General features: G+C 44.5%; 27 protein-coding genes. 13 read left to right on the top strand and 14 right to left on the bottom strand.

Going from position 1 to position 26,401, the window contains the following annotated elements; genetic code table 11:
• Nucleotide 1 precedes the first annotated feature (1 nt).
• The 4 genes from R7Q48_RS09860 to pspA form a co-directional block, all read right to left on the bottom strand.
• The gene (locus R7Q48_RS09860; protein WP_213907831.1) at nucleotides 2-1,033 is read right to left on the bottom strand and encodes an efflux RND transporter periplasmic adaptor subunit; all 1,032 of its coding nucleotides are present in this window, start codon (nucleotides 1,031-1,033) and stop codon (nucleotides 2-4) included.
• Nucleotides 1,034-1,194: 161 nt separating this feature from the next.
• Nucleotides 1,195-1,584: an envelope stress response membrane protein PspC gene (pspC, locus tag R7Q48_RS09855; RefSeq protein WP_017820868.1), complete on the bottom strand. Its 390-nt coding sequence runs from the start codon at nucleotides 1,582-1,584 to the stop codon at nucleotides 1,195-1,197.
• Complete coding sequence (gene pspB, locus R7Q48_RS09850; RefSeq protein WP_005378117.1) at nucleotides 1,577-1,810, bottom strand: envelope stress response membrane protein PspB; 234 nt, start codon at nucleotides 1,808-1,810, stop codon at nucleotides 1,577-1,579. Before pspB ends, pspC begins: the two co-directional genes overlap by 8 nt.
• Before the next feature lie 14 nt (nucleotides 1,811-1,824).
• Nucleotides 1,825-2,496, bottom strand: a complete 672-nt coding sequence (gene pspA, locus R7Q48_RS09845; RefSeq protein WP_005378119.1) for a phage shock protein PspA — start codon at nucleotides 2,494-2,496, stop codon at nucleotides 1,825-1,827.
• A 232-nt stretch (nucleotides 2,497-2,728) separates the two neighbouring features.
• Between pspA and pspF the strand changes: the two genes are divergently transcribed.
• The 6 genes from pspF (at nucleotide 2,729) to R7Q48_RS09815 (ending at nucleotide 9,180) form a co-directional block, all read left to right on the top strand.
• Entirely contained in the window at nucleotides 2,729-3,736 is a 1,008-nt protein-coding gene (pspF, locus tag R7Q48_RS09840) for a phage shock protein operon transcriptional activator (RefSeq protein ID WP_017820869.1), read from the top strand.
• Nucleotides 3,737-3,941: 205 nt separating this feature from the next.
• Nucleotides 3,942-5,561, top strand: a complete 1,620-nt coding sequence (gene sapA / locus R7Q48_RS09835; protein WP_005378121.1) for an ABC transporter substrate-binding protein SapA — start codon at nucleotides 3,942-3,944, stop codon at nucleotides 5,559-5,561.
• Complete coding sequence (locus R7Q48_RS09830; RefSeq protein WP_005378122.1) at nucleotides 5,561-6,523, top strand: ABC transporter permease; 963 nt, start codon at nucleotides 5,561-5,563, stop codon at nucleotides 6,521-6,523. The genes sapA and R7Q48_RS09830 overlap by 1 nt, the downstream gene beginning before the upstream one ends.
• Nucleotides 6,510-7,397 carry an ABC transporter permease subunit gene (locus R7Q48_RS09825; RefSeq protein WP_256902848.1) on the top strand — a complete coding sequence of 296 codons (888 nt, stop codon included), beginning with the start codon at nucleotides 6,510-6,512 and terminating at the stop codon, nucleotides 7,395-7,397. Before R7Q48_RS09830 ends, R7Q48_RS09825 begins: the two co-directional genes overlap by 14 nt.
• Nucleotides 7,397-8,392, top strand: coding sequence for an oligopeptide/dipeptide ABC transporter ATP-binding protein (locus R7Q48_RS09820; protein ID WP_005378126.1), 996 nt, complete (start codon nucleotides 7,397-7,399; stop codon nucleotides 8,390-8,392). The genes R7Q48_RS09825 and R7Q48_RS09820 overlap by 1 nt, the downstream gene beginning before the upstream one ends.
• Nucleotides 8,389-9,180, top strand: a complete 792-nt coding sequence (locus tag R7Q48_RS09815; RefSeq protein WP_005393308.1) for an ATP-binding cassette domain-containing protein — start codon at nucleotides 8,389-8,391, stop codon at nucleotides 9,178-9,180. Before R7Q48_RS09820 ends, R7Q48_RS09815 begins: the two co-directional genes overlap by 4 nt.
• Before the next feature lie 82 nt (nucleotides 9,181-9,262).
• Here R7Q48_RS09815 and R7Q48_RS09810 read toward each other — a convergent pair whose 3' ends face one another.
• Nucleotides 9,263-9,652, bottom strand: coding sequence for a DUF2750 domain-containing protein (locus tag R7Q48_RS09810; protein ID WP_005378129.1), 390 nt, complete (start codon nucleotides 9,650-9,652; stop codon nucleotides 9,263-9,265).
• Between the two features lie 68 nt (nucleotides 9,653-9,720).
• Nucleotides 9,721-10,626, bottom strand: coding sequence for a manganese-dependent inorganic pyrophosphatase (locus R7Q48_RS09805; protein WP_017634678.1), 906 nt, complete (start codon nucleotides 10,624-10,626; stop codon nucleotides 9,721-9,723).
• A 186-nt stretch (nucleotides 10,627-10,812) separates the two neighbouring features.
• On the opposite strand from R7Q48_RS09805, the gene R7Q48_RS09800 reads away from it, so the two are divergent.
• A complete protein-coding gene (locus tag R7Q48_RS09800; RefSeq protein WP_017820871.1) occupies nucleotides 10,813-12,027 on the top strand; it encodes a putative manganese transporter in 1,215 nt (404 codons plus the stop codon).
• A 76-nt stretch (nucleotides 12,028-12,103) separates the two neighbouring features.
• Here R7Q48_RS09800 and R7Q48_RS09795 read toward each other — a convergent pair whose 3' ends face one another.
• The 4 genes from R7Q48_RS09795 to torE form a co-directional block, all read right to left on the bottom strand.
• Nucleotides 12,104-13,843, bottom strand: a complete 1,740-nt coding sequence (locus R7Q48_RS09795) for a glycoside hydrolase family 36 protein (RefSeq protein ID WP_151514683.1) — start codon at nucleotides 13,841-13,843, stop codon at nucleotides 12,104-12,106.
• Nucleotides 13,844-14,041: 198 nt separating this feature from the next.
• Nucleotides 14,042-16,504: a trimethylamine-N-oxide reductase TorA gene (gene torA, locus R7Q48_RS09790; RefSeq protein ID WP_256902847.1), complete on the bottom strand. Its 2,463-nt coding sequence runs from the start codon at nucleotides 16,502-16,504 to the stop codon at nucleotides 14,042-14,044.
• A 26-nt stretch (nucleotides 16,505-16,530) separates the two neighbouring features.
• Nucleotides 16,531-17,715 (bottom strand): pentaheme c-type cytochrome TorC, encoded by a 1,185-nt coding sequence (gene torC, locus R7Q48_RS09785; protein ID WP_005378139.1) that lies wholly within the window; start codon nucleotides 17,713-17,715, stop codon nucleotides 16,531-16,533.
• 50 nt (nucleotides 17,716-17,765) lie between these two features.
• Nucleotides 17,766-17,945, bottom strand: coding sequence for a trimethylamine N-oxide reductase system protein TorE (gene torE, locus R7Q48_RS09780; RefSeq protein WP_005378141.1), 180 nt, complete (start codon nucleotides 17,943-17,945; stop codon nucleotides 17,766-17,768).
• Between the two features lie 462 nt (nucleotides 17,946-18,407).
• Here torE and R7Q48_RS09775 point away from each other — a divergent pair, with 462 nt between their 5' ends.
• On the top strand, nucleotides 18,408-19,220 hold the full coding sequence (locus R7Q48_RS09775; RefSeq protein ID WP_137281860.1) for an ABC transporter permease: 813 nt from the start codon (nucleotides 18,408-18,410) through the stop codon (nucleotides 19,218-19,220).
• Between the two features lie 366 nt (nucleotides 19,221-19,586).
• The gene (locus R7Q48_RS09770) at nucleotides 19,587-19,712 is read left to right on the top strand and encodes a hypothetical protein (protein ID WP_254903806.1); all 126 of its coding nucleotides are present in this window, start codon (nucleotides 19,587-19,589) and stop codon (nucleotides 19,710-19,712) included.
• Between the two features lie 85 nt (nucleotides 19,713-19,797).
• Here R7Q48_RS09770 and focA read toward each other — a convergent pair whose 3' ends face one another.
• A complete protein-coding gene (focA, locus tag R7Q48_RS09765) occupies nucleotides 19,798-20,658 on the bottom strand; it encodes a formate transporter FocA (protein WP_256902846.1) in 861 nt (286 codons plus the stop codon).
• A 299-nt stretch (nucleotides 20,659-20,957) separates the two neighbouring features.
• On the opposite strand from focA, the gene R7Q48_RS09760 reads away from it, so the two are divergent.
• Nucleotides 20,958-21,191 (top strand): TIGR02647 family protein, encoded by a 234-nt coding sequence (locus R7Q48_RS09760; protein ID WP_005387662.1) that lies wholly within the window; start codon nucleotides 20,958-20,960, stop codon nucleotides 21,189-21,191.
• A gap of 43 nt (nucleotides 21,192-21,234) precedes the next feature.
• On the opposite strand, the gene R7Q48_RS09755 is transcribed toward R7Q48_RS09760, so the two are convergent.
• A complete protein-coding gene (locus tag R7Q48_RS09755; protein WP_042522041.1) occupies nucleotides 21,235-21,681 on the bottom strand; it encodes a PACE efflux transporter in 447 nt (148 codons plus the stop codon).
• An 89-nt stretch (nucleotides 21,682-21,770) separates the two neighbouring features.
• Between R7Q48_RS09755 and R7Q48_RS09750 the strand changes: the two genes are divergently transcribed.
• From R7Q48_RS09750 to R7Q48_RS09740, 3 genes are read left to right on the top strand one after another with little or no spacing between them, the layout of a single operon-like run.
• Nucleotides 21,771-22,649: a LysR family transcriptional regulator gene (locus R7Q48_RS09750; RefSeq protein ID WP_256902845.1), complete on the top strand. Its 879-nt coding sequence runs from the start codon at nucleotides 21,771-21,773 to the stop codon at nucleotides 22,647-22,649.
• Nucleotides 22,650-22,667: 18 nt separating this feature from the next.
• On the top strand, nucleotides 22,668-23,495 hold the full coding sequence (locus R7Q48_RS09745) for an NAD-dependent epimerase/dehydratase family protein (protein WP_213868369.1): 828 nt from the start codon (nucleotides 22,668-22,670) through the stop codon (nucleotides 23,493-23,495).
• Nucleotides 23,492-24,130 carry a YdcF family protein gene (locus tag R7Q48_RS09740; RefSeq protein ID WP_017821723.1) on the top strand — a complete coding sequence of 213 codons (639 nt, stop codon included), beginning with the start codon at nucleotides 23,492-23,494 and terminating at the stop codon, nucleotides 24,128-24,130. The genes R7Q48_RS09745 and R7Q48_RS09740 overlap by 4 nt, the downstream gene beginning before the upstream one ends.
• 60 nt (nucleotides 24,131-24,190) lie before the next feature.
• Here R7Q48_RS09740 and R7Q48_RS09735 read toward each other — a convergent pair whose 3' ends face one another.
• Both R7Q48_RS09735 and cysS read right to left on the bottom strand, forming a co-directional pair.
• Nucleotides 24,191-24,769, bottom strand: coding sequence for a thymidine kinase (locus R7Q48_RS09735; RefSeq protein WP_005378154.1), 579 nt, complete (start codon nucleotides 24,767-24,769; stop codon nucleotides 24,191-24,193).
• An 87-nt stretch (nucleotides 24,770-24,856) separates the two neighbouring features.
• Entirely contained in the window at nucleotides 24,857-26,239 is a 1,383-nt protein-coding gene (gene cysS, locus R7Q48_RS09730; protein WP_005378155.1) for a cysteine--tRNA ligase, read from the bottom strand.
• Between the last annotated feature and the right edge of the window lie 162 nt (nucleotides 26,240-26,401).

The following is a 26,401-nucleotide window of genomic DNA, read 5'->3' as shown; positions in this document are numbered from 1 at the left end:
ATTACAACCCTCTTTCCTTAATCCACGCTCTTACCTTAATTCCGGGTTCAATTACACTGACACCCGAGATAATGATTTGGTCGCCATCGTTAAGCCCAGCTAACACTTGATTTTTGTCATTCATCTCAATTGCGGCTTTGGACACAATGCCTTGCTCATCGACACGCCAAACGTATGTTTTGCCGTTCTCTTCTAGCAACGCGGAGTTAGGAATCTTTGTCGCTCCTGCACTTTTGGACAGGAGGTAAGCATTGCCAGACATTCCCGGCAAAAGGCCTATTTCTGCTGGTCGCTCCATGACCATCGTGACTTTGTAACTGCCCGTTTTAGGATCGGCCTCTGTATCGATTTCCTGAAAGGTTAAATCAAAGGCTCGCTCGGGGAACGCATCAAATATCATTCTGGCAGAGACATCGCTCCCCTGCGTGTAACGATTTAGAAGATAGTCTGGGATTTGGAATATCACTTTGAGGAGTTGGTTGGACTGAATATTCATCACCCCTTCTTTCGCGGCAACATATTCATGGTTTTCTGCTGGAATGTACGAAATGGTTCCATCATATGGCGCGACAAGTTTGGTATACCTTAAGTTTGCCTTTGCTTGATTCCATTGAGCTTTTGCCGAGTTGTGGTTCGCTTTTGCCTCATCAAAATCTTGCTCAGATACTACTTGGTCTTTACGTAGCTTTTGGTATCGCTTGTATTGCACATCTGCGAGCAAAAAATTTGCCCGAGCTTGCTGTTCGAGCAGAGAATATTCATCTGGGTTTAATGACGCCAAAACATCACCTTTACTGACGACTTGACCTTCATTCACTTCTATCGTTTGAAGAAGCCCAGGAACTCGAAATGTCAGTACTGCTCTATCGCCAGCTTCCGTCGTGGCAGGAAAATGTCGCTCAAACTGGGCATTGCCAACAGATACTGTAAATAGCTTCGCAGGGCGCGATTCAGGTTCAGGAACAGGAGGAAGTTCTTTACCGCACCCCGACAAGACAGCCGAGATGGCAATAGGAATGAGCAATCTTCTCATTACATTCATCCATAAAAATTGGGGGATTATTTTTAAAGTAGATGAATTTTGAACGAACTTCCAGAGCGGAAAAGATTAATAGTGCTTTAAAATTAGTAATTTGTGATAAAAAAGCAGGCTTTATGCCTGCTTCAGTTAAATCTTCTTTGGATACAAAATGCCTAGAGCTTACTGAATTCTCTGTTCACCCTATATGTATCAGACGTAACATAAGCTTCCATGTTACGAATTTTGACATCAAGACGGTCAAAATCCCTTTCCAACACACTGAGCAGTTGATCAGGGCTTTGCCCTTTCTGCCAAGGCTTACTTTTGAGCGTATGCTCTTGCTGCGCTCTGATATTTTCAGAATACGTTACTGGTTGCTTTTCTAACATAAACGCCATCGCGATGTACGCTAACAATACCAAAAACGTACCACCTAACAGCGCTGCAGAAATCACTACAATACGAATCAACCAAACTTCTGCACCAAAGTAGTTGGCAATTCCGGCGCAAACACCGGAGATTTTGCCATTTACTGGGTCACGATACAGTTCTCGATTATTCATACTTTCGTCTCCATGTTGGTGACTCAGCATCCAAGATGCGCTCCAATGTATCAACTCGGGACTGCATCGCTTCCGCTTTTTCAGATAGTACCTGAAGGCGCTCTAAATCTTGGCTCGACAGTGCACTATCTGTTTTGCGTTTGCTGCGATAGTGTAAGAAGAGCCATAGTGGAGCGACAAAGATTAAAAAGACAATCACTGGTCCTGCTATAAAAAATGCCGACATAAATGGCTCCTTTCTTATTTATCTTTCGATGACATCTGTTCTTTCAGTTTTGCCAACTCTTTTTCAATTTCGTCTTGTGCCTGCAACTCTGCAAACTCTTGTTCTAGCGATTTAGCATTACCAGTTTGAGCATACAAGTCTGCTTCCGCTTCCATTTCATCCACTTTACGTGAGTACTGCTCAAATTTCGCCATCGCTTCATTAGTACGGCTAGTGTGCAGGTGTTTTTGCACATCACGACGGTTAGATGCAGTTTGGTTACGAATTGCTAGTGCTTGCTGTTTTGCGCGCGTTTCAGCAATTTTGCTTTCCAACTTACCAATCTCGCCAGTAAGCTTATCGATCGTTTCTTCCACTAAGGTTTGCTCAGTGTGGAGGCCCTTAATCACTTGCTCTAGCTTTTGCTTTTCAATTAACGCTGCACGAGCTAGATCTTCACGCTCTTTAACTAATGCTAAGCTCGCTTTTTGGCCCCATTCGCCAATTTGCTCTTCTAACGTTTCAACCTTACGAGCCAACTCTTTCTTGTCTGCAATCGCTTTAGCCGAGTTAGTACGCACTTCAACAAGTGTGTCTTCCATTTCTTGAATGATAAGACGGATCATTTTTTCAGGATCTTCCGCCTTGTCCAGTAATGCACTGATGTTTGAGTTAACGATATCTGCAAATCGAGAAAAAATACCCATAACGGAACTCCTCTTTTTTCCTATTAAAACTCGACAAGGTGGTGATTAACCTTGTGTCTCCCTGAATATATAACAAGTAACGTGCCAACTTATAATTTTCTTTTAAATCAGATTGTTATTCATTTTGTTGTCGTTACACACTATTGTGCTATGATGTTTTTCACCAACTGTTGGTGAAATTTACCAACTCTATCCCTGAATCATGGCTCGGCTGTTAAATAAGAAGGATTTTATGAAGCAAAACCTGATTGGTGAATCACCTGCTTTTCTCGCTGTACTAGATAAAGTATCACAACTTGCACCCATTGAGCGCCCAGTCCTCATCATTGGTGAACGAGGTACGGGTAAAGAACTCATCGCTCAGCGTTTGCATTATTTATCAAGACGTTGGGATAAACCACTACTATCACTCAACTGTGCGACATTAAGCGAAGGGCTAATAGATTCCGAATTGTTTGGACATGAATCCGGCTCCTTCACGGGCTCTAAAGGTAAGCATAAAGGGCGTTTCGAGCGCGCCGAGGGCGGTACTTTGTTTCTTGACGAACTGGCAACCGCACCACTTTTAGTTCAAGAAAAGCTATTACGCGTCATCGAATATGGTGAATATGAACGAGTTGGCGGTCATACCGCTCTCAATGCGGATGTTCGACTTGTTTGTGCAACCAATGCCGACCTACCAAAGTTGGCAGAGCAAGGTGATTTTCGTGCAGATCTGCTCGACAGGCTAGCCTTCGATGTCATTATGTTACCCCCTCTTCGCGAGCGCAAAGAAGACATTCTCTCTTTAGCAGAGCACTACGCGATGAAAATGTGTCGTGAACTGCAACTGGAATACTTTGTCGGTTTTACCCCAAAAGCGCAGCAGTCGCTTATTGAATATGAATGGCCCGGTAACGTCCGCGAACTAAAAAACGTGATTGAACGTGCAATTTACCAACATGGTCTGAATGCTCACCCAATTGATGAACTGGTTTTCAATCCTTTTGAAACGGTTTGGCACAGCGCGCTTGGCCATAGTGCAAAACAAGCAGAACAACAAGAAGAGGAAGCATCAAGCAACACCATCCAATTCCCTCTAGACTATAAACAATGGCAAGAGGAACAAGATATCCATTTACTCAATCGTGCATTGGAAGAAGCCAAGTTTAATCAACGACAAGCAGCCGAGCTACTTGGCTTGAGCTATCACCAATTACGAGGGATGGTTAGAAAATATGGTTTGGTCGGACAAAGCTAACTTGACCGAGAGTACTCAATCAATACACGAGCTCGTGACTGCGCTCTAATTCGCATGCATTTATGGCATAACACCTTACAGTGTATGGATTTTATGTTTGGAGCGAGTTCACAAAGGTGATAAATTAGCGAGATCATTTTCGCTTGTTAGCTTTGAAAGAGTAAGATCAAACGAAACGAGCAAGATCCAATGAACATTTCATATTATGAATGCTTTTATAAGATTATCGCTGAGCCTTATTGGGATTAGCCTACTTACCGCTTGTGGCGATGAAATTGACCACAATGATATTCGCAAAGCTGGCTTTGTGTTTTGCGGACAGGGTAAGCCGACCACGTTTAACCCTCAGCTTATTGATAGCGGTATTACCGCAGAGGCTCTGAGCCCACAGCTGTACGATACGCTGCTCACGCTCGATCCTAAATCACATCAGCCCGTGGCAAGCATCGCCGAGAGTTGGTCAGTAAATGAATCAGGGACGGAATACACGTTTAAGCTTAAACGTGGTGTTCAATTCCAAACCACGCCTTGGTTCGCACCCACTCGCCCATTGAATGCAAAAGATGTGGTATTTAGCTTCAAGCGAATCATCGATGTAGACCATCCTTTTCACCAAGTAGGTGGTGGTTTTTATCCATGGTTTGCAGGGTTAGATTTTCAAAACCTACTCCAAGACGTGGTTGCAATAGATGAGCATACGGTAAGGTTTACGTTATCTCAGCCAAACTTTTCTTTCTTGGCCAATATTGCCACCAGCCATGCGGTTATCTTGTCTGCGGAGTATGGACAGCAATTGGCTGCAAAAGATCATAAAGAAGAAATCGACCAACTTCCTATCGGTACCGGCCCTTATCAATTAAAAGAGTACCAAGTGAACGATTTGATTCGATTAGAGCGTCATTCTAATTACTGGAAGTCACCAGCAAAAATGGAACAAGTGGTGTTCGATATCTCTCACAGAGGCACGGGTACATTAGCTAAACTTTTAAGAAACGAGTGTGACGTACTCTCTTCACCTATTTCGAGCCAAATACCTGTCATTCAAGAAAATGACAACCTTGAGCTGACGGCTACACCAGCTAACAACGTTTCCTTTATTGCGATAAACACAGAAACCACCGCGCTGAGTGATGCTCGAGTTCGCCAAGCTCTTAACTTAGCGATCAACCGTCAAAATATTTTAGATTCGGTTTACTACGGAACTGGCTCCCAAGCTTATACCTTGCTACCACCTAATTCATGGGCTTATCAAAAAGACAGCGTAAAAATTCGTTATGACCGGAATTATGCATTGGCACTACTTCGAGATGCAGGCTACGAAGACGGCCTAGAATTGACCATGTGGGTACCACTTGAACCACGTGCTTTTAACCCAAGCCCTCGTAAGACTGCGGAGTTAATCCAAGCGAATTTTGCCGATATTGGGGTTAAATTAACGCTACTGACCGATGATAGGTTTGAACGTGTGGATTTGGAGAACATCAACGATATCGATTTACTTTTAACAGGTTGGATTGGTGATACCGGGGATCCTGACAACTTTTTCCGCCCTTTATTATCTTGCGAGTCTGACCGCGTTGGCCTTAACGTGTCCATGTGGTGTAACGATGACTTCGATTTCTTGCTCGATTTGGCGTTAGAAACTCAAGAACCGCGTTACCGTTTGAACCTATATCGCCAAGCACAGAACATTTTGAATCAAGAGTTCCCGGTTATTCCTCTGGCGCATGGCGTGCAGTTCCGTGTGCACGACAAATCGCTGACAGGCTTCAAATCAAGCCCTTTCAATGCCCAACCGTTTGATAGAGTTGAGAGAATTCACTGATGTTTTGGTATACCGTTCGACGCTTTAACCTATTTATCATCACTTTGATGATCCTTACATTAGTGGGCTTTTCTCTGCTACGCCTTGACCCTCTCTCGCACTGGGCAAACGTTGATTTTTGGTCTGGTTGGCAAACTTACTTAATCAACCTTTCTCAGCTTGATTTTGGCATAAGTAAAAACGGCAACGCGATTTATGACGAGCTCGCCGTTGTATTCCCAGCCACTTTGGAATTGTGTTTCTTTGCCTTTTTGGTGTCCCTTTTGATCGGTATTCCACTTGGAACCGTGGCTGGGATGAAGCAAGGTAAATGGCTCGATACCAGCATTTCATTCATGTCAATGTCTGGTTATTCCGCCCCAATCTTTTGGGTAGCTCTGCTACTTATCATGGTCTTTTCATTGGAATACCAACTATTTCCCGTTGCGGGACGGTATGATTTACTTTACGAAATTGATCATGTAACCGGGTTTGCCATTATCGACGCATTCATGGCGAAAGGCGAATACCGCGCTCACGCACTGCAAAGCGTTATTGAGCATATGGTACTGCCATGTTTGGTGCTCGCTTTGGCTCCAACCACCCAGGTTGTCGGACTAATGCGCTCCTCGGTAGCGGAAGTGATGAGCCAAAACTACATCCGTGCAGCGAGAATCAAAGGTCTTTCGAACCGCGAAATCGTAACTCAACATGTATTGCGGAATGCGATACCGCCTATCATTCCCAAAGTTGGTGTTCAACTTTCGAGTATGATTACCTTAGCTATCATCACGGAGTCTATTTTTAACTGGCCAGGTATTGGTCGTTGGCTTTTAGATGCGCTAGCAAGCCAAGACTATGCATCTATCCAAGCTGGCGTGATGGTACTTGCGACTTTGGTTCTTACCGCTAACATACTCTCGGATTTGATTGGCGCGATGATTAACCCTTTAGTTCGAAAGGAATGGTATGCTAACAAATAACGTTTATCAGGAAGAGCGCATTCCAACACAGTTTGAGCGTTTTTGGCGAAGCTACCGCGCCAACGGACTAGCCATGTTTGGCTTGTGGTGCTTGGTGTTTATCGTCCTTATTACCATTTTTGCCCCCCTACTTGCACCATTTGACTCCCAAGCACAGTCAGGTGAGTTGCTTGTGCCGCCATCATGGGCCCCAGCAGGAACGGTTGATTACTTTTTGGGGACCGATGACTTAGGTAGAGATATTCTTTCGCGCCTGATTATGGGCTCTCAGCTGACATTTGGCGCTGCTGTCGCCATCACCGCAATTGCTGCCGTTGTAGGCTGTTTAATTGGCGTATTGGCAGGTATGACGAAAGGCTTACTGTCGAGTACTCTCAACCACTTGCTCGATACCGTCATGTCGATCCCGTCGCTCTTATTAGCAATCATTTTTGTGGCATTTCTAGGCTTTGGTGGGTTCAATATTTTACTCGCAATATGCTTGGCTTTGATTCCGCGTTTTATTCGCTCCGTTTATATCGCAGTCCACACCGAAGTTGAAAAAGACTACATAATGGCAGCACGCCTTGATGGCGCTAATGATTTCTACTTACTGTGGAGTTCAATTCTTCCTAACATTCTGACGGTCATTGCCGCTGAAATCACACTCGCGCTCTCTGCTGCGATTTTAGATATTACGGCACTGGGTTTTCTTGGCCTAGGCGCACAGGCCCCAAGCACCGAGTGGGGAGCAATATTAGGTGACTCTGTCGAGCTTATTTATATTGCACCTTGGACAGTGACCCTACCCGGCCTGACCATCATGTTTACTGTTATTACCCTAAACTTAGTAGGTGAAGGTGTACGTCAAGCGCTTAATGCGGGGATCGAATAATGCCGTTGTTAGATATTCGACATTTGACCATTGAGATCGAAACACCTCAAGGGTTGGTCAAAGCCGTTGACCGAATGAGCCTAACTTTGAACGAAGGCGAAATTCGTGGTCTTGTAGGTGAGTCTGGCTCTGGAAAAAGCTTAGTTGCAAAAGCGATTGTCGGGGTAAGTAAAGATAACTGGCGCATCACCGCAGACCGTATGCGCCTTGGCAATATTGACTTGCTTCAGCTTACACCAAAAGAGCGTCGGCGCGTCATTGCTCGTGATATTGCGATGATTTTCCAAGAACCTTCAACTTGTCTTGACCCTTCAGAGGAAGTCGGGCGTCAATTGATTGAATCCATTCCATCTCGCGCATTTGAAGGGAAATGGTGGGAGCGATTTAAATGGCGTAAAAAACAGGCCATCGCGCTTTTGCATAAAGTGGGTATTAAAGATCACAAGCGTTTAATGGGTAGCTACCCTTATGAACTGACTGATGGTGAGTGTCAAAAAGTCATGATTGCCATGGCGATAGCGACCAAACCAAAGTTGCTGATCGCAGATGAGCCAACCAACGACTTAGACCCGATTACTCAATCGCAAATTTTGCGTCTGTTGAGCCGCATGAACCAACTTAATAACACAACCATTTTGCTTATCGGCCACGACTTAGCGACCATAACACAGTGGGCAGGACGTATTACGGTAATGTATTGTGGTCAGTCGGTGGAGTCTGCCGATACCAGTAAAATCATTGCGGCACCCAAGCACCCGTACACCGATGCCTTGCTTAAAGCGATGCCTGACTTTAATGATTGGGTACCACACAAGCAAAAACTCCAATCCCTACCGGGCTCGATTCCGCCATTGCAGCATCTGCCTATCGGTTGTCGCCTCGGACCACGTTGCCCATATGCGCAGAAACAATGTGTAGAAATTCCACACACCAGACGAATTAAGAATCATAAATTTAACTGCCACTTTCCATTGAACACGGAGAAAAAGTCATGAGTGCGTTACTTGAAGTCGATAATTTATCGAAGCAATTTGTTACGCGCTCCCGTCTGTTCAAACGTCAGGTTAATGAGGCAGTTAAACCGGTAAGCTTTACTTTAGAGCCAGGACAAACTATTGGTTTTATTGGTCAAAACGGGTCAGGAAAATCCACACTAGCTCGTATGCTTGCTGGCGTTGTTGAACCAAGCTCCGGAGAGATCCGTGTGAATGGCGAACGATTGGAGCACAAAGATTACGCGACACGCTGCAAGCTCATCCGCATGATTTTCCAAGATCCAAACACATCGTTAAACCCACGAATCCAGATTGGTCGTATTTTAGAAGGTCCGCTAAAGCGAAATACCAACATGCCGCCAGATGCGCGCATGCAGCGTGTAAAGAACACCCTGCTCCGCGTAGGATTGCTGCCTGAGCACGCCTATTTTTATCCACAAATGCTAGCTGCCGGTCAAAAACAGCGCGTGTGTTTGGCTCGTGCACTTATTCTTCAACCTTCCATCATTGTCGCTGATGAGGCGTTAAACGGTTTGGATATGGCAATGCGCTCGCAGATCATTAACTTATTCCTCGAGTTGCAAGAAGAGATGGGATTGTCATTTGTGTACGTGTCTCAGCATATTGGCATTGTTAAGCATATTACTGATAAAGTGATGGTGATGCATGAAGGTGAAGTGGTCGAGTTTGGCGAGACCAACCAAGTATTGACTCATCCCGAGCATCCTATTACTCAACGACTAGTCGAAAGCCACTTTTATAAAGCGCCAAGCCATCAAACAAAATAGCTTATCAAAGATGTAATCGTGCAAATGTAAAGAAGCCTGCTTTAACGCAGGCTTCTTTATTGCATGGGTACTAATCAAAAAACTAACGGCGGCTCGCTTGTTTGCGCAGTTCAAAATCAAACTCGTCAGGAAACAATACGACCCCTTCTTCATTTTGATTTGGGAATACAACAATCGATAGCTCGTCATCCTCTAGACCAGAGGTCCAACGGCTGTGCCACTTGTTTAAAGAGATCGCCTCAGGCTCGCAATCTTCCCAATCACCATTCGCCCATTGCAAAGCAAATTCTTCGTTTGGCCATACTGGTACACAATCATCATCTTCTGTATTTAACATGACACAGCCATGTTCGTCTTTCAGAATCCAAACCTTACGATTCGCCACAATCTCTTTTACGCAGTACTTTAAACGTTGCTCTTCGTTGTAGCGATTAATGGTATCCATCTGCTCTTGGGTCAGTTGCTCAGACATATTCGTCTCCTATTTCCCATAGAAAAATGCCCGCAGCTAGGCGGGCATTTAAAGTATATGCTAGAAAATTAAGCTAGCTCAGTTTGAAGCCAAGGCCAACCTTGCTTCTTACGGCTTAGCGTGTTTTCCATCATTAGCATGCCGTCTTTTTCGTGCTTAACAAGCTTCTCAGCCCACTCACCTTTGTATAGAAGACGAGTTTGAGCAGTCGTGATGTCTGTTAGCATTACAGCAGCGAACGCTAGGTTATCTTTCTCACAACGAGATTCTAGGTCTGCTTCTAGTGCTTCGATCATACCGTCAACTTGCTCAAGAGTTGCAAGTTCAACCTGACCAACCACTACGTCACGACCGTTGAATGGGTAACCTTTAAGGTCTTTCTCAACAAGCTCAGCCGCTGATAGACCTTCGATGTTTGTTTTAGCAATTAGAAGATCTTTAGTGAACGCGTCAACATCTTGTACGTCTGCGATTGCCGCTAGTTCAGCAACGGCATCTTTGTCTTTTTGTGTACAAGTTGGAGAAGCAAAACCTACTGTGTCAGATAGAATTGCTGACATCATTAGCTTAGCAATTTGTGGAGTAATCGCGTGACCTTCAATCTTGAACATGTTGAATAGAACAGTGTTGGTACAACCAACAGGCCAGATCCATGCTTCCATTGGGTTTACTGTCATCACGTCACCTAGACGGTGGTGGTCAACAATACCCGCAATTTCAGCTTCTGCGATATCGTCTGGTGCTTGTGCTAGATCTGAGTAATCTACTAGCCAAACGGTCTCACCCGCAACTGATGTGCGAAGCTCAGGAACTTCAGCGCCAGCAACTTCTAGGATGTGCTGAGTTTCACGGTTGATTTCGCCTTGGCGAATTGGCATAGCTTCAACGCCACGCGCTTTTAGAAGTTCAGTTGCAACGAGTGCACTACAAATACTGTCACTGTCTGGGTTCTTATGACCTACAACTAGAATCATGTTTCTTCCTATTCAAGTCAATTTTATACGCCGCCTAATACAGTTAATTAGGGCGTGTTTGCTCACAAAGGCCGATACTTTACCTGATTTCAGAGAGTTTGACACGAAGAAAAGTTCACAATGCTATTGCGAATAAATCTCATTTACATATAATGATAATTATTCCTATTTGCATTTGAGTAAACGATGAACGCGACCCAATTATTACACTCTGCACAACAGTTGTTTCAGCCTACTCAGTTTCGTTTAGCTTATAAGCGATTGCTGATCCCTATCGTCATGCTCATTTTGCTAGGCAATGAAAATACACGTGACGTAGCCGTACAGACGCTATCCGACTCATTCTGGGCGGTGTCATGCTATGTTGCTGCCACATTGGCTATTTATCATTATCTTTCAAACTTTATGTCGAAAACCAATCGAATTACCGAGCTATATCATCGCTCGCGTAATCATCAGGTTTTCTTTGCTTCTTTGTTGGGTGCTTTGCCTGGCTGTGGTGGCGCTATTGTTGTGACAACGCAATTTATTAGTGGCCGAGTAGGATTTGGTGCGATTGTCGCGGTACTTACTTCAACAATGGGTGACGCTGCCTTTTTACTTCTGGCCGCCAAACCAAGTGTTGGATTAGGCGTGGTTGGATTAGGCATTATCGTGGGTACTCTTTCAGGGTTAGTCGTTAATGCTTTTCATGCTGATAACTTTCTGCGACCAGAACCAAAAGAAGCACCTCAGACACATGCTTGTTGCCAACACCAGACAGACCGACACACACCCCTTGAACAACGTGCAATCAATCTACAAGGCGCATTTTGGAAATGGCTTATTGTGCCTGCTAGTGTCGTTGCTGTGTTAATGTCTTTCCAAATCGATATTAATCAGCTGTTGTCTTTGCAGGCCAATACCATTGAATGGCTGGGCGCTATCTTCGCGGTGATCACAATGTCGTTGTGGGCTATGACAAAAGAGCTCGGCGATTATCAGTCAACGGTCTCTGAAGATGAAAAAATCGTGGACTCACACCCGATTCAAAAAGCAGCACAAGATACGAATTTCGTCAGTGCTTGGGTGATCGTGGCGTTTCTGGCGTTTGAACTGACGACCTATTTTTCTGGACTCGACCTTGTAGAAACCTTTTCTCATTGGGGAATTTGGATGCCATTAGCTGGCCTAGCCATTGGTATGTTGCCTGGTTGTGGACCGCAAATTTTAGTCACTAGCCTATACATTTCTGGTGCAGCGCCACTTTCTGCGCAACTGGCCAATGCGATTTCTAACGATGGTGACGCCCTATTCCCCGCTATTGCAATGGCACCGAAAGCTGCTTTGGTCGCGACTATTTACTCGTCCATTCCTGCGTTTATTGTTGGATACGGGTATTACTTTTTATTCGAGTTCTAACGCTCAGAGCATCAAACGAGAAAGGAGCCGCAATAGGCTCCTTTCTTGATCTTGGTATTAGGCGATTTACTTCACGTTATGCTGTAACGATCGCTTTCGCATTGAGCCCTTTATCCACGCTCACCATTAACAACTGGCAAGGTTCTTGGTTTAGCTTTTCCCCTGTCCAGTAATCATACCAGTCCACCGGTTGATCAGACGTCAGCGTAAATTCCATCGCTCCGTAACTCGCATAATTAAACAAACAATGGAGGTCATTCTTCGTCGTTAGTTTTAAAAACGCGTGATTTAAACTCAAAGCGGTAAACTTTGCAGATTGCTGGTTACGTTGTTGACGTAACATGAGCTTAGACAGTGTCTTCTTAGCAAACGGCGTAATCTCAGGGAGCGGGTCACCAGACAGCAGCAAACCACCACTCGCTAATAACACCGTGCGATGAAATTCATACTCTTCTCTAGATGCAGATTGATTAGCTAATGAAGTGAACGTGGCGCAATCCGGGTCAATTTGCCACAATTTTCGATGCTGCCAACTACGGTAAAAGGTTTCTTTGGCTATCTGTTCGAATCGACGACTATGACGCTCTACATCGTCAGAAACACGCATTGCATCCACAAGCCCCAGAGATGGCCACATTGGCGCGTTGCAACCTAAAAGCCACGCATCACCAGCGCCTTTGGCAATCGCTTCCATTCCTAAGCGATACGCCTCAACGCCTGTAATACCAGATTGTTTACGAACACCTTTTAAGGTGCCCCAATAGTTCGCGTCTAGCTTGAACAACTCAACGCCCCACTCTTGTCTCATGACAGAGACTACATTCGTCAGATGGTCTTGTACTTCTGGGTTTGAGGTATCGAGTATGTACCAAGGCGTGCATCGCCAACCACCGTATGTGACATCTTCTGCTTTAAGTAAGCCACCATCCTTGTGGCGAACAAACCACTCTGGATGCTGTTTGAAGATCTCCGACTCAGGCTGTGCAATGAAAGGCGCCATCCAAATTGCCGGCTTTTTTCCTTTTGCACGGATGTTATGAATGAGCTCTTTTACGCCACCAGAAAACTTATCTGATGGGGTTAACCAATCGCCCATAAAGGCTTGATAGCCATCATCCAGAAGTACCCACTCTAGGTCTTCGAGCTTATCTTGCATACAATCTACGTTCTGCATGATGTTTTGCTCTGTCACGTCTGCGTAGTACGCGTACCACGAACACCAACCAACAGGCGCATCTTGTGTCACACCTTGGCGAACAGGATGATGCTCTGCAATCATCTCGCCATAGGTTTGATAAAGCTCGGACAGTGATTGACCGCAGAGTACCGCCACGGACTCAAGTTGATTACTTTCCCAATCCGCCACTTGAGTCAACTCACCATCAATTGCGGCTGATAAAACCCAATGCCCATCACGCAGCACAACATCAAAATAGCCTGCAAAGCGATGACATGATGTGAAGCCAAATAATGTGTAGCCCGCTGAACCTTCCACCACTAAATAGTTGTAATAACGCTTAGGGGCATCTTTAGGGTAGATTCGATAAGAAGGATTATTGTCTGGGCAGCGACCAATATCAACGGGGTGATTGATCGTTCCCGCCGTTTGCGCCAACATTTGAAAACCATCCCCAATTACGTTGGCCTCGTGCTCGTACAAAAACGGCATTTCGAATAACACTTCACGGTCGGTAAAGGTTTTATTGTGAAGACCGGCAAAAGAAAAATGTAATTGATTACCCTTGACTTCAACTTGGGAGTCATTGTTATTCACAGTGATCTCAGTGTGATTTGCTAATTGAATGCTCTGAGCCATAAAGAGTCTACTCACTTAATTATTATTGTTTAGCTTGGCGCATTATCTCCTGCTTGTCTCACCCAATTCGTTACCATCATCACGAATACCAGTCTTGTTTAACGTTATGAAGTTACTATTGAGACAACGCTCACTGAAATTTTGATAAAAAAATACCAGCCCTGAGGCTGGTATTTCGATTTATGCAAACTGCACTAATTAAGCAACTTCGATCGGACCACCAAATGAAGTGACTGGCGGCACTTTACCTGTGAACTTCTCGAAGTCTACGATACATGTGTTCGCAGAAGTCGCCTGTGCAAGCTCAGAAGAACCGATGTCTTGCGTTAGCGTGTTAGGATCACCGTAGGTACAGATTGCGCCCTCTTTCTCGTTTAGAGGACCGTACCATGCACCTTCTTCGATACGAATAACGCCACGTGGGTAGCTGTCAGTCAAAACAGCACCAGCTAACAGCTGACCACGACCGTTGAATACACGTACCAAATCACCATCTTTGATGCCTTTTGCTTTGGCATCCGCTGGGTTGATGTAAACCGGCTCACGACCTTGTACCGCGTAAGTCGCGCGGAACTCTTCAGACTCACACATTTGAGAGTGAAGACGCTTATCAGGGTGGCAAGACTGCAACCAGAATGGATATTTATCTGAACCAGGACCACCGTGTGAACGCTCTGATTTTTCGAACCACATTGGGTGCTCTTGACAGTGTTCGTAACCGTAACGGCCGATCTTGCGTGATGTAATCTCGATGAAGCCAGACGGTGTACCTAGTGGGTTAAGCTCAGGATCTTTACGGAAGTCCGCATGACGAACCCAAGGTTTACCTTCACCGAAGTCTAGTACGCTCTTCTCCCAGAACTCGTTGAATTCTGGCATTTCGAACTTACCTTCGTTCGCTTTTTTACAATCGTTGTAAAGGCTTTCGATCCATTCCATCTCGCTCATACCACGAGTGTATTCTTCGCGGCGACCAAAACGCTGAGTTAGTTCACTCATGATTTGGAAGTCAGGCTTAGATTGGAACAATGGATCAACTAGGCGATGCATCGCAATCAGACCTTTGTTCGAGTATGAACCGTATACGTCGATGTCGTTACGTTCCCATTGCGTACACGCCGGTAGAACGATATCTGAGAAACGACATGTCGCAGTCCAAGCAAACTCGATCGTTACAACCGTTTGAAGCTTGCGGAACGCTTTCTTCATGCGGTTACGATCTTGATGGTGGTGCCATGGGTTACAACCCGAGATAACCATCATCTTGAAGTCTGGCAGTTTCACTTTACCGCCGTTGTAGTTGATCTCTTTGCCAGGCTCTAGCAGACAGTCGATCCAACGTGCAACAGGGATAGTACGACTGTAACCGTTAAAGTCGTTGTTGTCCCACTTCGGTTTCATACCTGTATCTAGGTTACGAGGGAAACCACCAGGGCCCGCGAAACCGGTTGAAGGTACACCGATACTTGAGTAGTGGTGACCGTAAGAGATACCACCGCCAGGTAGACCGATTTGACCAACCATTGCAGCAACCACAGCCGCTGCCCAGTATGGCTGCTCACCGTGCTCTTGACGCTGGATACACCAACCCATCAGGATCTGTGTACGACCGCTGACTAGCATGCGTGCGAATTCACGGATCTTGTCCGCTTTCACGCCACAAATTGCTGCTGCCCACTCAGGCGTTCTCTCTACTTTGTCTTTTGTCTTACCTTGAACGTATTGAATGAACTCTTCAAAGCCTAGACAGTAAGTATCAATGAACTTCTTATCGTACAGGTTTTCGTTGTACAACACGTGTGCCACAGCGAGCATGAACGCTACGTCTGTCAGCGGGTTGATGTACAAGTGATCGTTCTCTAAGTAGCGCTGAGTTTTGTTCTTCACTGGGTCTACAGATAGAACGTTGATCTCACCTTTCGCCACTTTTTCTTTTAGTTGTGCAAGGTACTTAAACGACTCATGCGTTTCACAGTTCCAACCTACTTGAAGGTTTTTCACTGGGTCGTTGGCCCAAAGAACGATGTTATCAGAGTTTTCTAGGATCTCAGACCAAGACGTACCTTGTGCGTAAACTTCGGTTGAACCTAGCACGTACGGCATAATGGTTTGGCCTGCACCCGTCGAGTAGTCACCTACTTTAGTGATGAAGTTGCCATGCATGCCTACTGCACGTTGCATGTGCGCAGTACAGTTGTTGAATGAGCCTGTTTGGTTCCAACCTGTTTGACCTGCATGCAGCGCCCATGGGCCGTAGTCTTTTTGAATACGTTCTAGCTCACGGTAGAACAAGTCTAGCGCTTCATCCCAAGTTACTCGGATGAAACGGTTGTTACCACGAGTATCTGCGCTGTATTTGTGTTTCTTCAACCAATCTAGACGAACCATTGGGTAACGAACACGTGAAGGGCTGTAGATAATGCCCTTGATACCGTTCAACATTTCTGTTGGGTTTTTGTCTAGCTCTAGCGGCTTGATCTCTTGAACTTTACCCGCGTAGATGTGGGCGCGGAACGCGCCCCAGTGAGAACCGGTTACTTTCCAAGTACCTGTCGTCTCAACGGCATTTGCAGAGGCGGACGCCAATAAGCTAGGACCAATTACTGACGCTGCACTTGTGGTTGCTACACCTTTAAGAAAACTTCTTCGTGTAATAGCCATTTAAAATTACTCCAATCCGACGCTTATTAGTGGTGACCTTCAGCATAATCTGAAGAGTGTTTCTGTAGATACTTCAAGATCAGTGCTTCACTGTCTGTATCTAGGTTAACGAACGCCAACATACCGTCGAACATACCTGGCCAGGTGTTCGCGTCGAAGTGCGCTTCCGCAGGTTGAGTGTGACATACAGAACAATTGGTCTTGTAGGCTTCACGAGATTTTTCCCAAACAGGATTGATGTCGTTCAGCATAGACTCTTTCTTAATCCATACTTTCGCCGCTACTTTTTCCCAAGGAAGGCCTGTTAACTCATCCACTTTTTTCTCACCAGTCGTCACAATGTTGCTGTCTGTTGCTGCTTCTTTCATCAGAGACGCAGTCGCAATGTTCTTACCGAAGTCTTCTTGAATTACACGACCAAAACCTTTTGCTTTGCGCCAACCGTCAATTTCGATCTCAACAAACTCGCCTTTGTCTTCAAGAACTTTAACGGTCGATGCAGGATTAAGAAGACCAGCTTCTTTACTGCCTTGCGCATCAAAGTAAATTGGTAGGTGACGAACGCTCACGAGTTGCTGACCAACGCCGTAATCCGTGTTAGAAGTCATACCCTCTAGATCACCCACGATACCGCCAATGCTGTCCATGCCTGCTGGTAGGTTGTGCGCAATACCCTTGTGACAGTCAACACAGCTTTGATCTTTCTCAGCGGCTTGCTTCATTTGGATACGAGCGGTTGGAGACATTTGCTCGAAATCCATCGATTCGTAGTTGTGACAGTTTTTACACTCCAGAGATTTGTTTGCCGAGAAACGATCCCATTCGTGTTTAGCAAGTTCGATACGACGCTCTTCGAACACACCCGGTTCGTCGTAGTTGCCAAATACTTGTGCAAATACTTCTTTAGAAGCTTGCATCTTACGAGCGATCTTATCTGTCCAGTTATGTGGAACGTGACAATCAGGACAGGTAGCACGAACACCAGAGTGGTTTTTCCAGTGCACCGTTTCTTGTAGCTCAACGTACACGTTGTCACGCATTGTGTGACAACTAATACAGAATTCTTCTGTGTTGGTTGCTTCTAGAGCGGTGTTAAAGCCACCCCAAAAGATAACACCAGCAATAAAGCCGCCCATAGTCAGCACACCTAGGCTGATATGTACAGCTGGGCGCGTCATGGTACGCCACAGTTTAATGATTAATGATTTCATTATTTGCTCTCTTAAAATCTTTTCAAAAGTGTGGTTATGAGCTCACTGGCTTACATACCGTGCGCGCCTGGAGGTCCAAAGAAGAAGACTTGCAACATCCAAACGATGAACCCGTAGCCGCCAACAAAGGCCACACTCAGAATTGGGAAGAGAACAACTGCAATGAAGAGGAACGACTTCCACTCCAGGGAGCGTTTTTCACCACTCTCAATTTTATTAACATCACTCATACATTTGCCTATTTTGTATCTAGTGTTATTGAAAAGCCCGCGTAACCAAGCTTAAGTTTTTTACAATCTCTAATGGAAAATGTTAGACCATACTAATAGTAGGGTTCAATCAAATAAGCGACCTCAGACCTTGTAATTCAACACTTTTTTGAGCTCATCCAGAGATATGATGGATTGATGTTATTTATTAAAAAACATGAACAGATGTGACAAAATAAGTCTTTTAAGGAGTTGTTAAATAACCAACATTTAAGAAACATCGATCACATTTAAATCGTAATTACCATGCCATAAATCGACTTAAAAACTCCGAAAAAGATAACCACTTGTAAACAGAATGCTGCGTATTAATGTCTAAAATAGCACTCAAGGTTTACTTTAAGAACAGCAAAAAGTGCACATAGTGGTTCATATAAAGGGGAGGCTTAGATACAATTATTCGCGTATTTTCAAGGAGCGATTATGGATAACGTGGTGGATATAAGCTGGGTCAAACTGGCACTGTTTGGTTTGATTTTATTGGTCCCCTTCTTTATCAATGCCCGCTACAAATTAGGGATAGCAAAAGACACCATAATCAGTGTTATCCGAATGACACTTCAGCTCATATTGATTGGCGTGTATTTAGAATATCTTTTTCAATTGAACAGCTTACTTGTCAATATACTTTGGCTTGCCATCATGCTACTGATTGGTGCCAGCTCAATTGCGGGAAAAGCTCACTTACCTAAAAAGCCACTTATGCTTCCGCTACTAACGGGCCTTACCTGTGGTCTAATACCACTTCTGATAGCAATTACAGTAGGCTTAGTGCAACCATCCCCTATTTACAATGCGCAGTACATGATCCCACTTGCTGGTATGTTATTGGGTAACAGCTTGAGTAGTAATATCATCGCTCTTCAGAATTTGTTTACGGCTTTTGAGCAGAGACAAGCAGAATATGAGGCTGCAATCTCACTTGGAGCCTCTCCTCGCTACGCATCCTTCCCCTTCATTCAGGAGGCTCTTAGAAAGTCCCTTGCCCCGACTTTAGCTTCTATGGCCACTACAGGGCTGGTTACCTTACCGGGTATGATGACCGGTCAAATTCTAGGTGGCGCGAGCCCGATGGTTGCGATCAAATACCAGTTAGTAATTATGCTGGCTATTTTCGTCATGTTGAGTGCCTCCGTAACCATAACGTTAGAAATGACATTGCGCTGGGTACAAACCAAAGAAGGCCGAATCAAGATAAAAATCGAGCAACCCGAATCGACCAAAACTCATGGTTAGCTGGCGCTTGTGGGTAAAGACCGTTAAACAACTCATGTTGCCAAGTCGAACGTACTTATAACTGAATAACTCAACTATTCTTCGAGCACTCATCAAGACGCTTTCAGATGAAAAGTCAGGCAGAATTCTTTTTGATATAAGCCTCTAATTTTATGAAATTTTCTTTGCAAGTTTAGATACGCACGACCTTTGATACAGGTTATCCACAGAAAATGTGGATAAGCCCCCAAAACCCATACGCAACCAGAAACATAGCAACATAAGTGATCAATCGAATCGTCATGCATTGATCACGTGACTGACATGTTCTAATTTTAAAGTAAAGGCAGTGACCACAAACTTGGAGAGACGTACATGGATGTCTTAATGATCAAAGAAAATTACGATGAACTTCTGTCCGATGCACCTCTGGATTGGCTCGTTCAAGAACCAAAGGAAGTAACTTCTCATTGGCTCCCAACCGATTTTGGCATCAACGAAGAGTTGATTTAGCATAACTCGACTTATTTGACATTTGCAGAGACAAATAAAAAGAAAGGCGAACCATCTGGTTCGCCTTTCTTGTGATCTTCTAAACTTATCGCAAATGGTTATCTTCATCGCGTAGATAAATCATCCAATACCACATGCCAACAAATACGCCACCACCAATAATGTTTCCTATCGTAACAGGAATTAGGTTGTTTACGATGAACCCCATCATGTTTAAGTCCGCGTAGTTTGCAATATCTGCCCCTGTCATTTGCCAAAACGCTTCTGGCGCAAAGTACTTAATACCAATCGCCATAGGTACTTGGAACATATTCGCAATACAGTGCTCAAAACCTGCCGACACGAACATAGCCACAGGCAAAATCATGACCGCTATTTTATCTGTCAATGTTCGCCCACTAAACGTCATCCAAACTGCAATACAAACTAATACGTTACACATGATGCCAAGCGCAACAGCAGCAAAGAAACCATGATGTAATTTGTGTTGGGAGATCGCCATCGCGTTGAGACCAACTTGGCCATGATCAAACATATATTGCTTGGTAACTAGCATACAGGCCACGAGCAAAATGGCCCCAATCATATTGCCAAAATAAACCACCAACCAGTTTTTGATAAGTGCTTGCCAAGAGATTTTTCCACTCGCACGCGCAACTAGTGTCAGCACAGAGCTAGTGAAAAGCTCGCCGCCAGTAACCACCACCAAAATCAAACCAAGGCTAAATGCCAGACCACCAATGAGTCGTGTAATGCCCCAAGGCAGCTCGCCTGCGCCTGTCGTTACTGTGGTATAGAAGATGAAAGCAATACCAATATGAAGCCCCGCAGAAATGGCGAGCAGAAAAGATTTGATTGGAGCTTTCGTTGCTTTGCCTACCCCCACTTCAGCCGCGCGTTCCGCAGCTTGTGGCGGTAATAGTGAGTCAAACTGATTAAAGTTCATTCTGGCGTAACATTTAGAAACATTTAAAGAGGCGCGGATAATCGCTCTATTTCCCTATTTTTTCAAGTGCTATTTGGCGTGTTTACTAAAATCGTTGTTATTGGGAGAACAAGCAATAAATGGCGCCTATCATTCGCTACCGTAAGTATCAATGATACTTAACAAGTATTCGGCCTTTCGAACAAAGATCCTGCGTTATATCAGCCTGATAGCGCCATACTTAACACTTCTTGTCGTTGAATGTTGCCCAACGCTACTTTTCAGACTAGCTTGGTAAAAAAAGCGCAAAGGAATCATTTATGAAATATTCAGCTGAACATATCGCCGAATTGAATCTACTTCTTCAGTTCGACCTAAGTAGTGCTGCAACTGGTATTAAAGTTCATACAGACGCGTCAGAAGAAATGCAGGCAGCCGTTGCTCGTCTATATAAGAAGCAACTTTGTACACAGCCTGACGGTGGTTATCTAACAGACGAAGGCATTGAAGTTGCAGAACATGCAGATAAGATTTTAAGAGTTTTGTCTGTGTAATTTGAACAAAAAACGCCACCGAACTCGGTGGCGTTTTTTAGTCCTATATTTTTCCTGTCGATGCCTGTGGCAATAATCGCTTTTTCATTTTGCTAAATGGTTGAACCTTGTCATACAACCAGTTAAAACCAGTGGCATAAAATAGGAAGAAAACGAGGAAGCCGGCTTCCAGCATTAGAGCTTGAAGAAGCGTAATTTCTAAGAACCAGGCAATCACAGGTAGAGAGATAAAGATCAATCCTCCCTCGAAACCAATAGTGTGTCCAAGCCGCATCGCTAAACTTCGCTCAGCTCGATTGTCACCAAACCACTTATCAAAATACAAGTTGTAGATGTAGTTCCATATCACGGTATACATGCTCAACCCGACCCCAACCAACGCGAGATCACTAGAACCCTTTCCAGTGATCAATGAAGCCGCTGGTACAATAATCGCGAGTGCGATTAACTCAAAAAGTACTGCATGAAAAATTCGTTCGTTACGAGTCATATTTCTCTGTCCAAATAGTTCTACTCAATGCTTAGAATTTTATCTATTATTTAGATAACCAAAAGTTAGATACCATCGGTTTAAGCGATATGTTTACCATCGAACAACTGCAAGCTTTCATTGCTACATCAGAAGCAGGATCATTTTCAGGAGCAGCTAGAAAACTGGGGCGAGCTCAATCTGTAGTGAGCCAGCACATCATGAATATGGAGATCGACTGTGGCGTTGAGCTTTTCGATCGATCAGGCAGGTACCCTAAATTAACTGAGAATGGCCTCGCGCTCGTACCTTATGCACAAGCAACAATCAGCCAACTCGACCGCCTAAACAATAGGGCATCACAGCTCTTTTCCACGCCAACGAACAAATTAGTCTTAGCTATTGATGAAGGGATTCCTCTGACTCGCTTGCCGGATGTGCTAAAGAAGTTAGAGCAACGCTTTCCACACTTACAAGTTGAATGCTTAACGGCATCAAGCCCTGATATCATTGAATTGGTTAAGTCGGAACGCGCCACGACTGGGATTATTTTGAGTGATTTACAAATGCCAAGGCACATCGATTTCACCAATCTTGGCAATATTGCATTTGATGTCTATGTCTCTTCAACACATCCTTTAGCAAAGCAGCAAATCACTCACATTGATCAACTAAAACAACATCGTCAATTGGTCATACGATCCAAAAGTGCAGAGCCATGTGGCCTCAATCAAGCATTTAGCCCAGATATCTGGTACGCTGATAACTACTATATTTTGTTGGAATTGGCGAATAAAGGGTTTGGTTGGTGCTTTCTACCACAGCATTTAGTCGTGTATTCACCTAATACATTAAAAAAAGTTGGGGATGATTTCACAAAACTGGCTTGGCAAGTCAATGTTGACCTTATTCAGCACCAGAAATGGCATTCAGATCCCCTCCATCAACAAGCCAAAGCAGAACTGCTCAACCTATTCGGGCAGACATAAGTAAGTAGGAAGACCCAAATGGCAAATACATTGATCGTAGGTGCAGGCTGGCTCGGAACTCCGCTAGCAGAAAAATTGATGAAAGATGGACACTATGTTGTCGTCACTCGTCGTAGCCAAACTCGATTAAAAGAGTTACCCACCTCATTAACTCACTCCGCATTGTTCGATTTCAATCAATTGAACGCCACAGCACGGCTAGATGAGCTGCTCAAACAGCATCAAATTACGCACGTTATCGGTGCTTTTCCTCCAGGATTTCGTAAAGGACGCGGTCAAGAATATGCACAGCAATGGCAAATACTTGCCAACGCAGCTAAGCAAAACAACGTTGAAAAACTTCTCATGATCAGCTCTACAACGGTTTACCCTAACCTTGCTTCCGATATGGAAGAAGCTGACGCGTCAATCTCTTTAGCAGCCGAAAGCCCTTATTTCTCTGACAATGCACGTATTATGCTTCAAGCAGAGCAGCATGTTATCGACTCGAATATTAGCTTTGTTATTCTACGTTGTAGCGGATTAATCGGGCCAGATAGACACCCATCTCGCTTTGCAGCAAGGCTTCAACAAGTTAGTCGTAAAGCACCAGCTAATATGCTTCATCAAGATGATGCTGTCTCGGCTGCGAAATTTGCCTTAGGCAATTTAAGCAACCAAGTCATTAATGTTACGACACCTCATACTGTCAGCAAGGCTGAGTTCTACCAAGCTGCCATAAACAAAATCGGAAGTGAGATACCTCTTCCACCCGTCACAGAGCAAGCTGACAAGCGTATTCTTGCTGACAAACTACTCTCACTTGGTTATCGATTTCACTTCAATTCAACTTTGGATGCGCTATGAGACTCTATAGACATATAGAAACGCTTTGGGATTACATGCAACTTAAACATGAACTGAAGCCTGCGGACTGTTTGTTTGTGATGTGCAGCAATGATGTGCGTGTAGCGGAGCACGCTGCCAAGCTCTACCACCAAAAGTTGGCACCTTTGATTGTATTTTCAGGGGGTGAAGGTCGCTTCACAGATGGACTGTTTGAAAAAAGCGAAGCAGAAACCTTTGCCGAGATTGCAAAGTTGTCGGGCGTTCCAAGCAAAGCAATTTTGCTCGAGACTAAATCCACAAACAGCGGAGAAAACGTCCGCTTTACTGAGCAACGATTAAAAGAGGAAGGAAAACAATGTTCCTCGTTTATTCTGGTACAAAAACCGTTTATGGAGCGTAGAGCAATCGCGACATTTGAAAAACAGTGGCAGTCACCCTACACTCAGCTCCAAGTAAGCTCTGCGGCTCTTCCATTTTTTGAATACATTAATGAAGACATGCCATTAATGATGGTGCTAGAAGCACTAATGGAAGATTTCTCTCGCGTAAAAAGCTATCCAGAGAAAGGATTTCAAACCGAGCAGAACATCCCTCAGCAAGTCGAATCTTCTTACCAGGTTTTACTCGAGCGGTTTGGTTTTGACTTAGTCTAATTTTTTCTAACCGACAACAAAAAGCCACCAAGTTCGGTGGCTTTTCTGTATCAATACGGCTTATTTACCGAGTGCTTCTTTGTAATGTTGGCGGCATACGGAGACATACTTATCGTTACCGCCGATCGCAACTTGATCGCCTTCTTTAATTGCCACGCCGTGTTCATCGGTACGAATAACCATATTCGCTTTGCGGCCACAATGGCAGATTGTTTTGAGCTCAACCAGCTTGTCTGCCCAAGATAATAGATACTTACTGCCTTCAAAAAGTTCGCCTAGAAAATCGGTGCGAAGGCCGTAACACAATACTGGAATATGCAACTTATCAACAACTTCAGTAAGTTGATAAACTTGTTCTTTCGACAAGAACTGACACTCATCAACAAGAATACAGTGACGTTTTTCAACCTCATTCAGAGCTGCGATCTCTTGATACAAATTGGTATCCTGACGAAATAAATGTGCGTCAGATTGAAGACCAATACGAGAGCTCACTTTACCGACACCAAAACGATCATCTAGCGCAGCCGTAAAAATAACTGGCGTCATGCCGCGTTCTTGGTAGTTGAAAGAGGATTGAAGAAGCGTTGTTGATTTACCCGCATTCATTGCTGAGTAATAGAAATACATCTGAGCCACAGAGCATTACCTAAAGTTAAAGTTTTAATTTATGGAAATGGAAAATAAAAGGGCTGAATTATCAGCCCTTTAAAAATGAAAATTCAATTACTTACGACGCCACGTTGTGCCTTCTGGACCATCTTCCAGAACAATGCCCATTTCGGTCAGCTTGTCACGAGCCATATCTGCATTCGCCCAATCTTTCGCAGCACGAGAGTCGTTACGCAGCTTGATCAGAGCTTCGATTTCAGCCACTTCATCATCGTTACCCGCATCACCTTTTAGGAAGGCTTCAGGATCTTGGTGAAGAATACCGATCACGTCAGCTAGTTCACGCATTAGCGCACCGAGTTCGCTCGCTTTCTCTAGGTTTTCTGTCTTCAGGCGGTTAACTTCTCGCGCCATGTCGAACAGTACTGAGTAAGCTTCTGGTGTGTTGAAGTCATCATTCATCGCTGCAGTGAAGCGAGATACGTATTCTTCACCACCAGCAGGCGCCGCGTTTAGGTCTAAACCACGTAGAGATGTGTACAGGCGCTCAAGCGAAGCACGTGCTTGGTTTAGGTTATCTTCGCTGTAGTTTAACTGGCTACGGTAGTGACCAGACATTAGGAAGTAACGCACTGTTTCAGCATCGTAGTGACCAAGAACGTCACGGATAGTAAAGAAGTTACCTAGAGATTTAGACATCTTCTCACGGTCTACCATTACCATGCCGCTGTGCATCCATGTGTTCACGTATTGTGTATCGTGTGCACAGCATGATTGCGCGATTTCATTTTCATGGTGTGGGAACTGAAGGTCAGAACCGCCGCCGTGAATGTCGAAGTGGTTACCTAGGATTGAAGAGTTCATTGCTGAACACTCTATGTGCCAACCTGGACGACCTGGACCCCATGGTGACTCCCACGTTGGTTCACCCGGCTTAGACATCTTCCAAAGTACAAAGTCTAGAGGGCTGCGTTTTGCTGTTTCGATATCAACGCGCGCGCCAGCTTGAAGCTGATCAAGGTCTTGCTTAGAAAGCTTGCCGTATTCGTTGAATTTACCCACTTCAAACATTACGTCACCGTTATCTGCAACGTATGCAAAACCGCGCTCGATTAGCTTCTCAACCAATTCGATGATTTCAGCAATAAACTGTGTCGCACGAGGTTCAACGTCCGGACGTTTCATGTTCAGCGCATCAAAATCAGCGTGCATTTCACCAATCAAACGCTCAGTCAATGAATCGCAAGACTCACCATTTTCTGCGGCACGTTTGATGATCTTATCGTCGATATCTGTGATGTTACGTACAAACGTCAGATCATAGCCCAAGTAGCGAAGGTAACGTGATACAACGTCAAAAGAGACGAAAGTACGACCGTGACCAATGTGACAGAGATCGTAGATGGTAACTCCACAGACATACATACCGACTTTGCCAGCTGTAATTGGTTTGAATTCCTCTTTCTGTCTTGTGAGTGTGTTATATATCTTTAACATGATCTCTATCTATGATTGTGAATGAATAAAAGAAGATGAGTATATCAACTCCAACCTAGTTAGGTAATAGCAATTAACCGATAAAACGATAATCGGCTAAACTTCAAGCACAAAACGAAGAATTTCCTCTTCCTGAGTTTTTAAAGCACTAGAACTTAGGCT

It is taken from the genome of Vibrio sp. 378, assembly GCF_033339435.1.
This window is presented reverse-complemented; position numbering and strand designations above follow the sequence as displayed.

Coding starts and splice junctions, on each gene's coding strand:
- R7Q48_RS09795 (WP_151514683.1), bottom strand. CDS start 13,843: ATGGCTCAGAGCATTCAATTAGCAAATCACACTGAGATCACTGTGAAT.
- torA (WP_256902847.1), bottom strand. CDS start 16,504: ATGGCTATTACACGAAGAAGTTTTCTTAAAGGTGTAGCAACCACAAGT.
- pspC (WP_017820868.1), bottom strand. CDS start 1,584: ATGAATAATCGAGAACTGTATCGTGACCCAGTAAATGGCAAAATCTCC.
- cysS (WP_005378155.1), bottom strand. CDS start 26,239: ATGTTAAAGATATATAACACACTCACAAGACAGAAAGAGGAATTCAAA.
- torE (WP_005378141.1), bottom strand. CDS start 17,945: ATGAGTGATGTTAATAAAATTGAGAGTGGTGAAAAACGCTCCCTGGAG.
- R7Q48_RS09825 (WP_256902848.1), top strand. CDS start 6,510: ATGCTAACAAATAACGTTTATCAGGAAGAGCGCATTCCAACACAGTTT.
- focA (WP_256902846.1), bottom strand. CDS start 20,658: ATGAACTTTAATCAGTTTGACTCACTATTACCGCCACAAGCTGCGGAA.
- R7Q48_RS09775 (WP_137281860.1), top strand. CDS start 18,408: ATGGATAACGTGGTGGATATAAGCTGGGTCAAACTGGCACTGTTTGGT.
- R7Q48_RS09760 (WP_005387662.1), top strand. CDS start 20,958: ATGAAATATTCAGCTGAACATATCGCCGAATTGAATCTACTTCTTCAG.
- R7Q48_RS09830 (WP_005378122.1), top strand. CDS start 5,561: ATGTTTTGGTATACCGTTCGACGCTTTAACCTATTTATCATCACTTTG.
- pspA (WP_005378119.1), bottom strand. CDS start 2,496: ATGGGTATTTTTTCTCGATTTGCAGATATCGTTAACTCAAACATCAGT.
- pspB (WP_005378117.1), bottom strand. CDS start 1,810: ATGTCGGCATTTTTTATAGCAGGACCAGTGATTGTCTTTTTAATCTTT.
- sapA (WP_005378121.1), top strand. CDS start 3,942: ATGAATGCTTTTATAAGATTATCGCTGAGCCTTATTGGGATTAGCCTA.
- R7Q48_RS09740 (WP_017821723.1), top strand. CDS start 23,492: ATGAGACTCTATAGACATATAGAAACGCTTTGGGATTACATGCAACTT.
- R7Q48_RS09810 (WP_005378129.1), bottom strand. CDS start 9,652: ATGTCTGAGCAACTGACCCAAGAGCAGATGGATACCATTAATCGCTAC.
- R7Q48_RS09820 (WP_005378126.1), top strand. CDS start 7,397: ATGCCGTTGTTAGATATTCGACATTTGACCATTGAGATCGAAACACCT.
- torC (WP_005378139.1), bottom strand. CDS start 17,715: ATGAAATCATTAATCATTAAACTGTGGCGTACCATGACGCGCCCAGCT.
- R7Q48_RS09815 (WP_005393308.1), top strand. CDS start 8,389: ATGAGTGCGTTACTTGAAGTCGATAATTTATCGAAGCAATTTGTTACG.
- R7Q48_RS09750 (WP_256902845.1), top strand. CDS start 21,771: ATGTTTACCATCGAACAACTGCAAGCTTTCATTGCTACATCAGAAGCA.
- R7Q48_RS09745 (WP_213868369.1), top strand. CDS start 22,668: ATGGCAAATACATTGATCGTAGGTGCAGGCTGGCTCGGAACTCCGCTA.
- R7Q48_RS09800 (WP_017820871.1), top strand. CDS start 10,813: ATGAACGCGACCCAATTATTACACTCTGCACAACAGTTGTTTCAGCCT.
- R7Q48_RS09755 (WP_042522041.1), bottom strand. CDS start 21,681: ATGACTCGTAACGAACGAATTTTTCATGCAGTACTTTTTGAGTTAATC.
- R7Q48_RS09805 (WP_017634678.1), bottom strand. CDS start 10,626: ATGATTCTAGTTGTAGGTCATAAGAACCCAGACAGTGACAGTATTTGT.
- R7Q48_RS09770 (WP_254903806.1), top strand. CDS start 19,587: ATGATCAAAGAAAATTACGATGAACTTCTGTCCGATGCACCTCTGGAT.
- R7Q48_RS09860 (WP_213907831.1), bottom strand. CDS start 1,033: ATGAGAAGATTGCTCATTCCTATTGCCATCTCGGCTGTCTTGTCGGGG.
- pspF (WP_017820869.1), top strand. CDS start 2,729: ATGAAGCAAAACCTGATTGGTGAATCACCTGCTTTTCTCGCTGTACTA.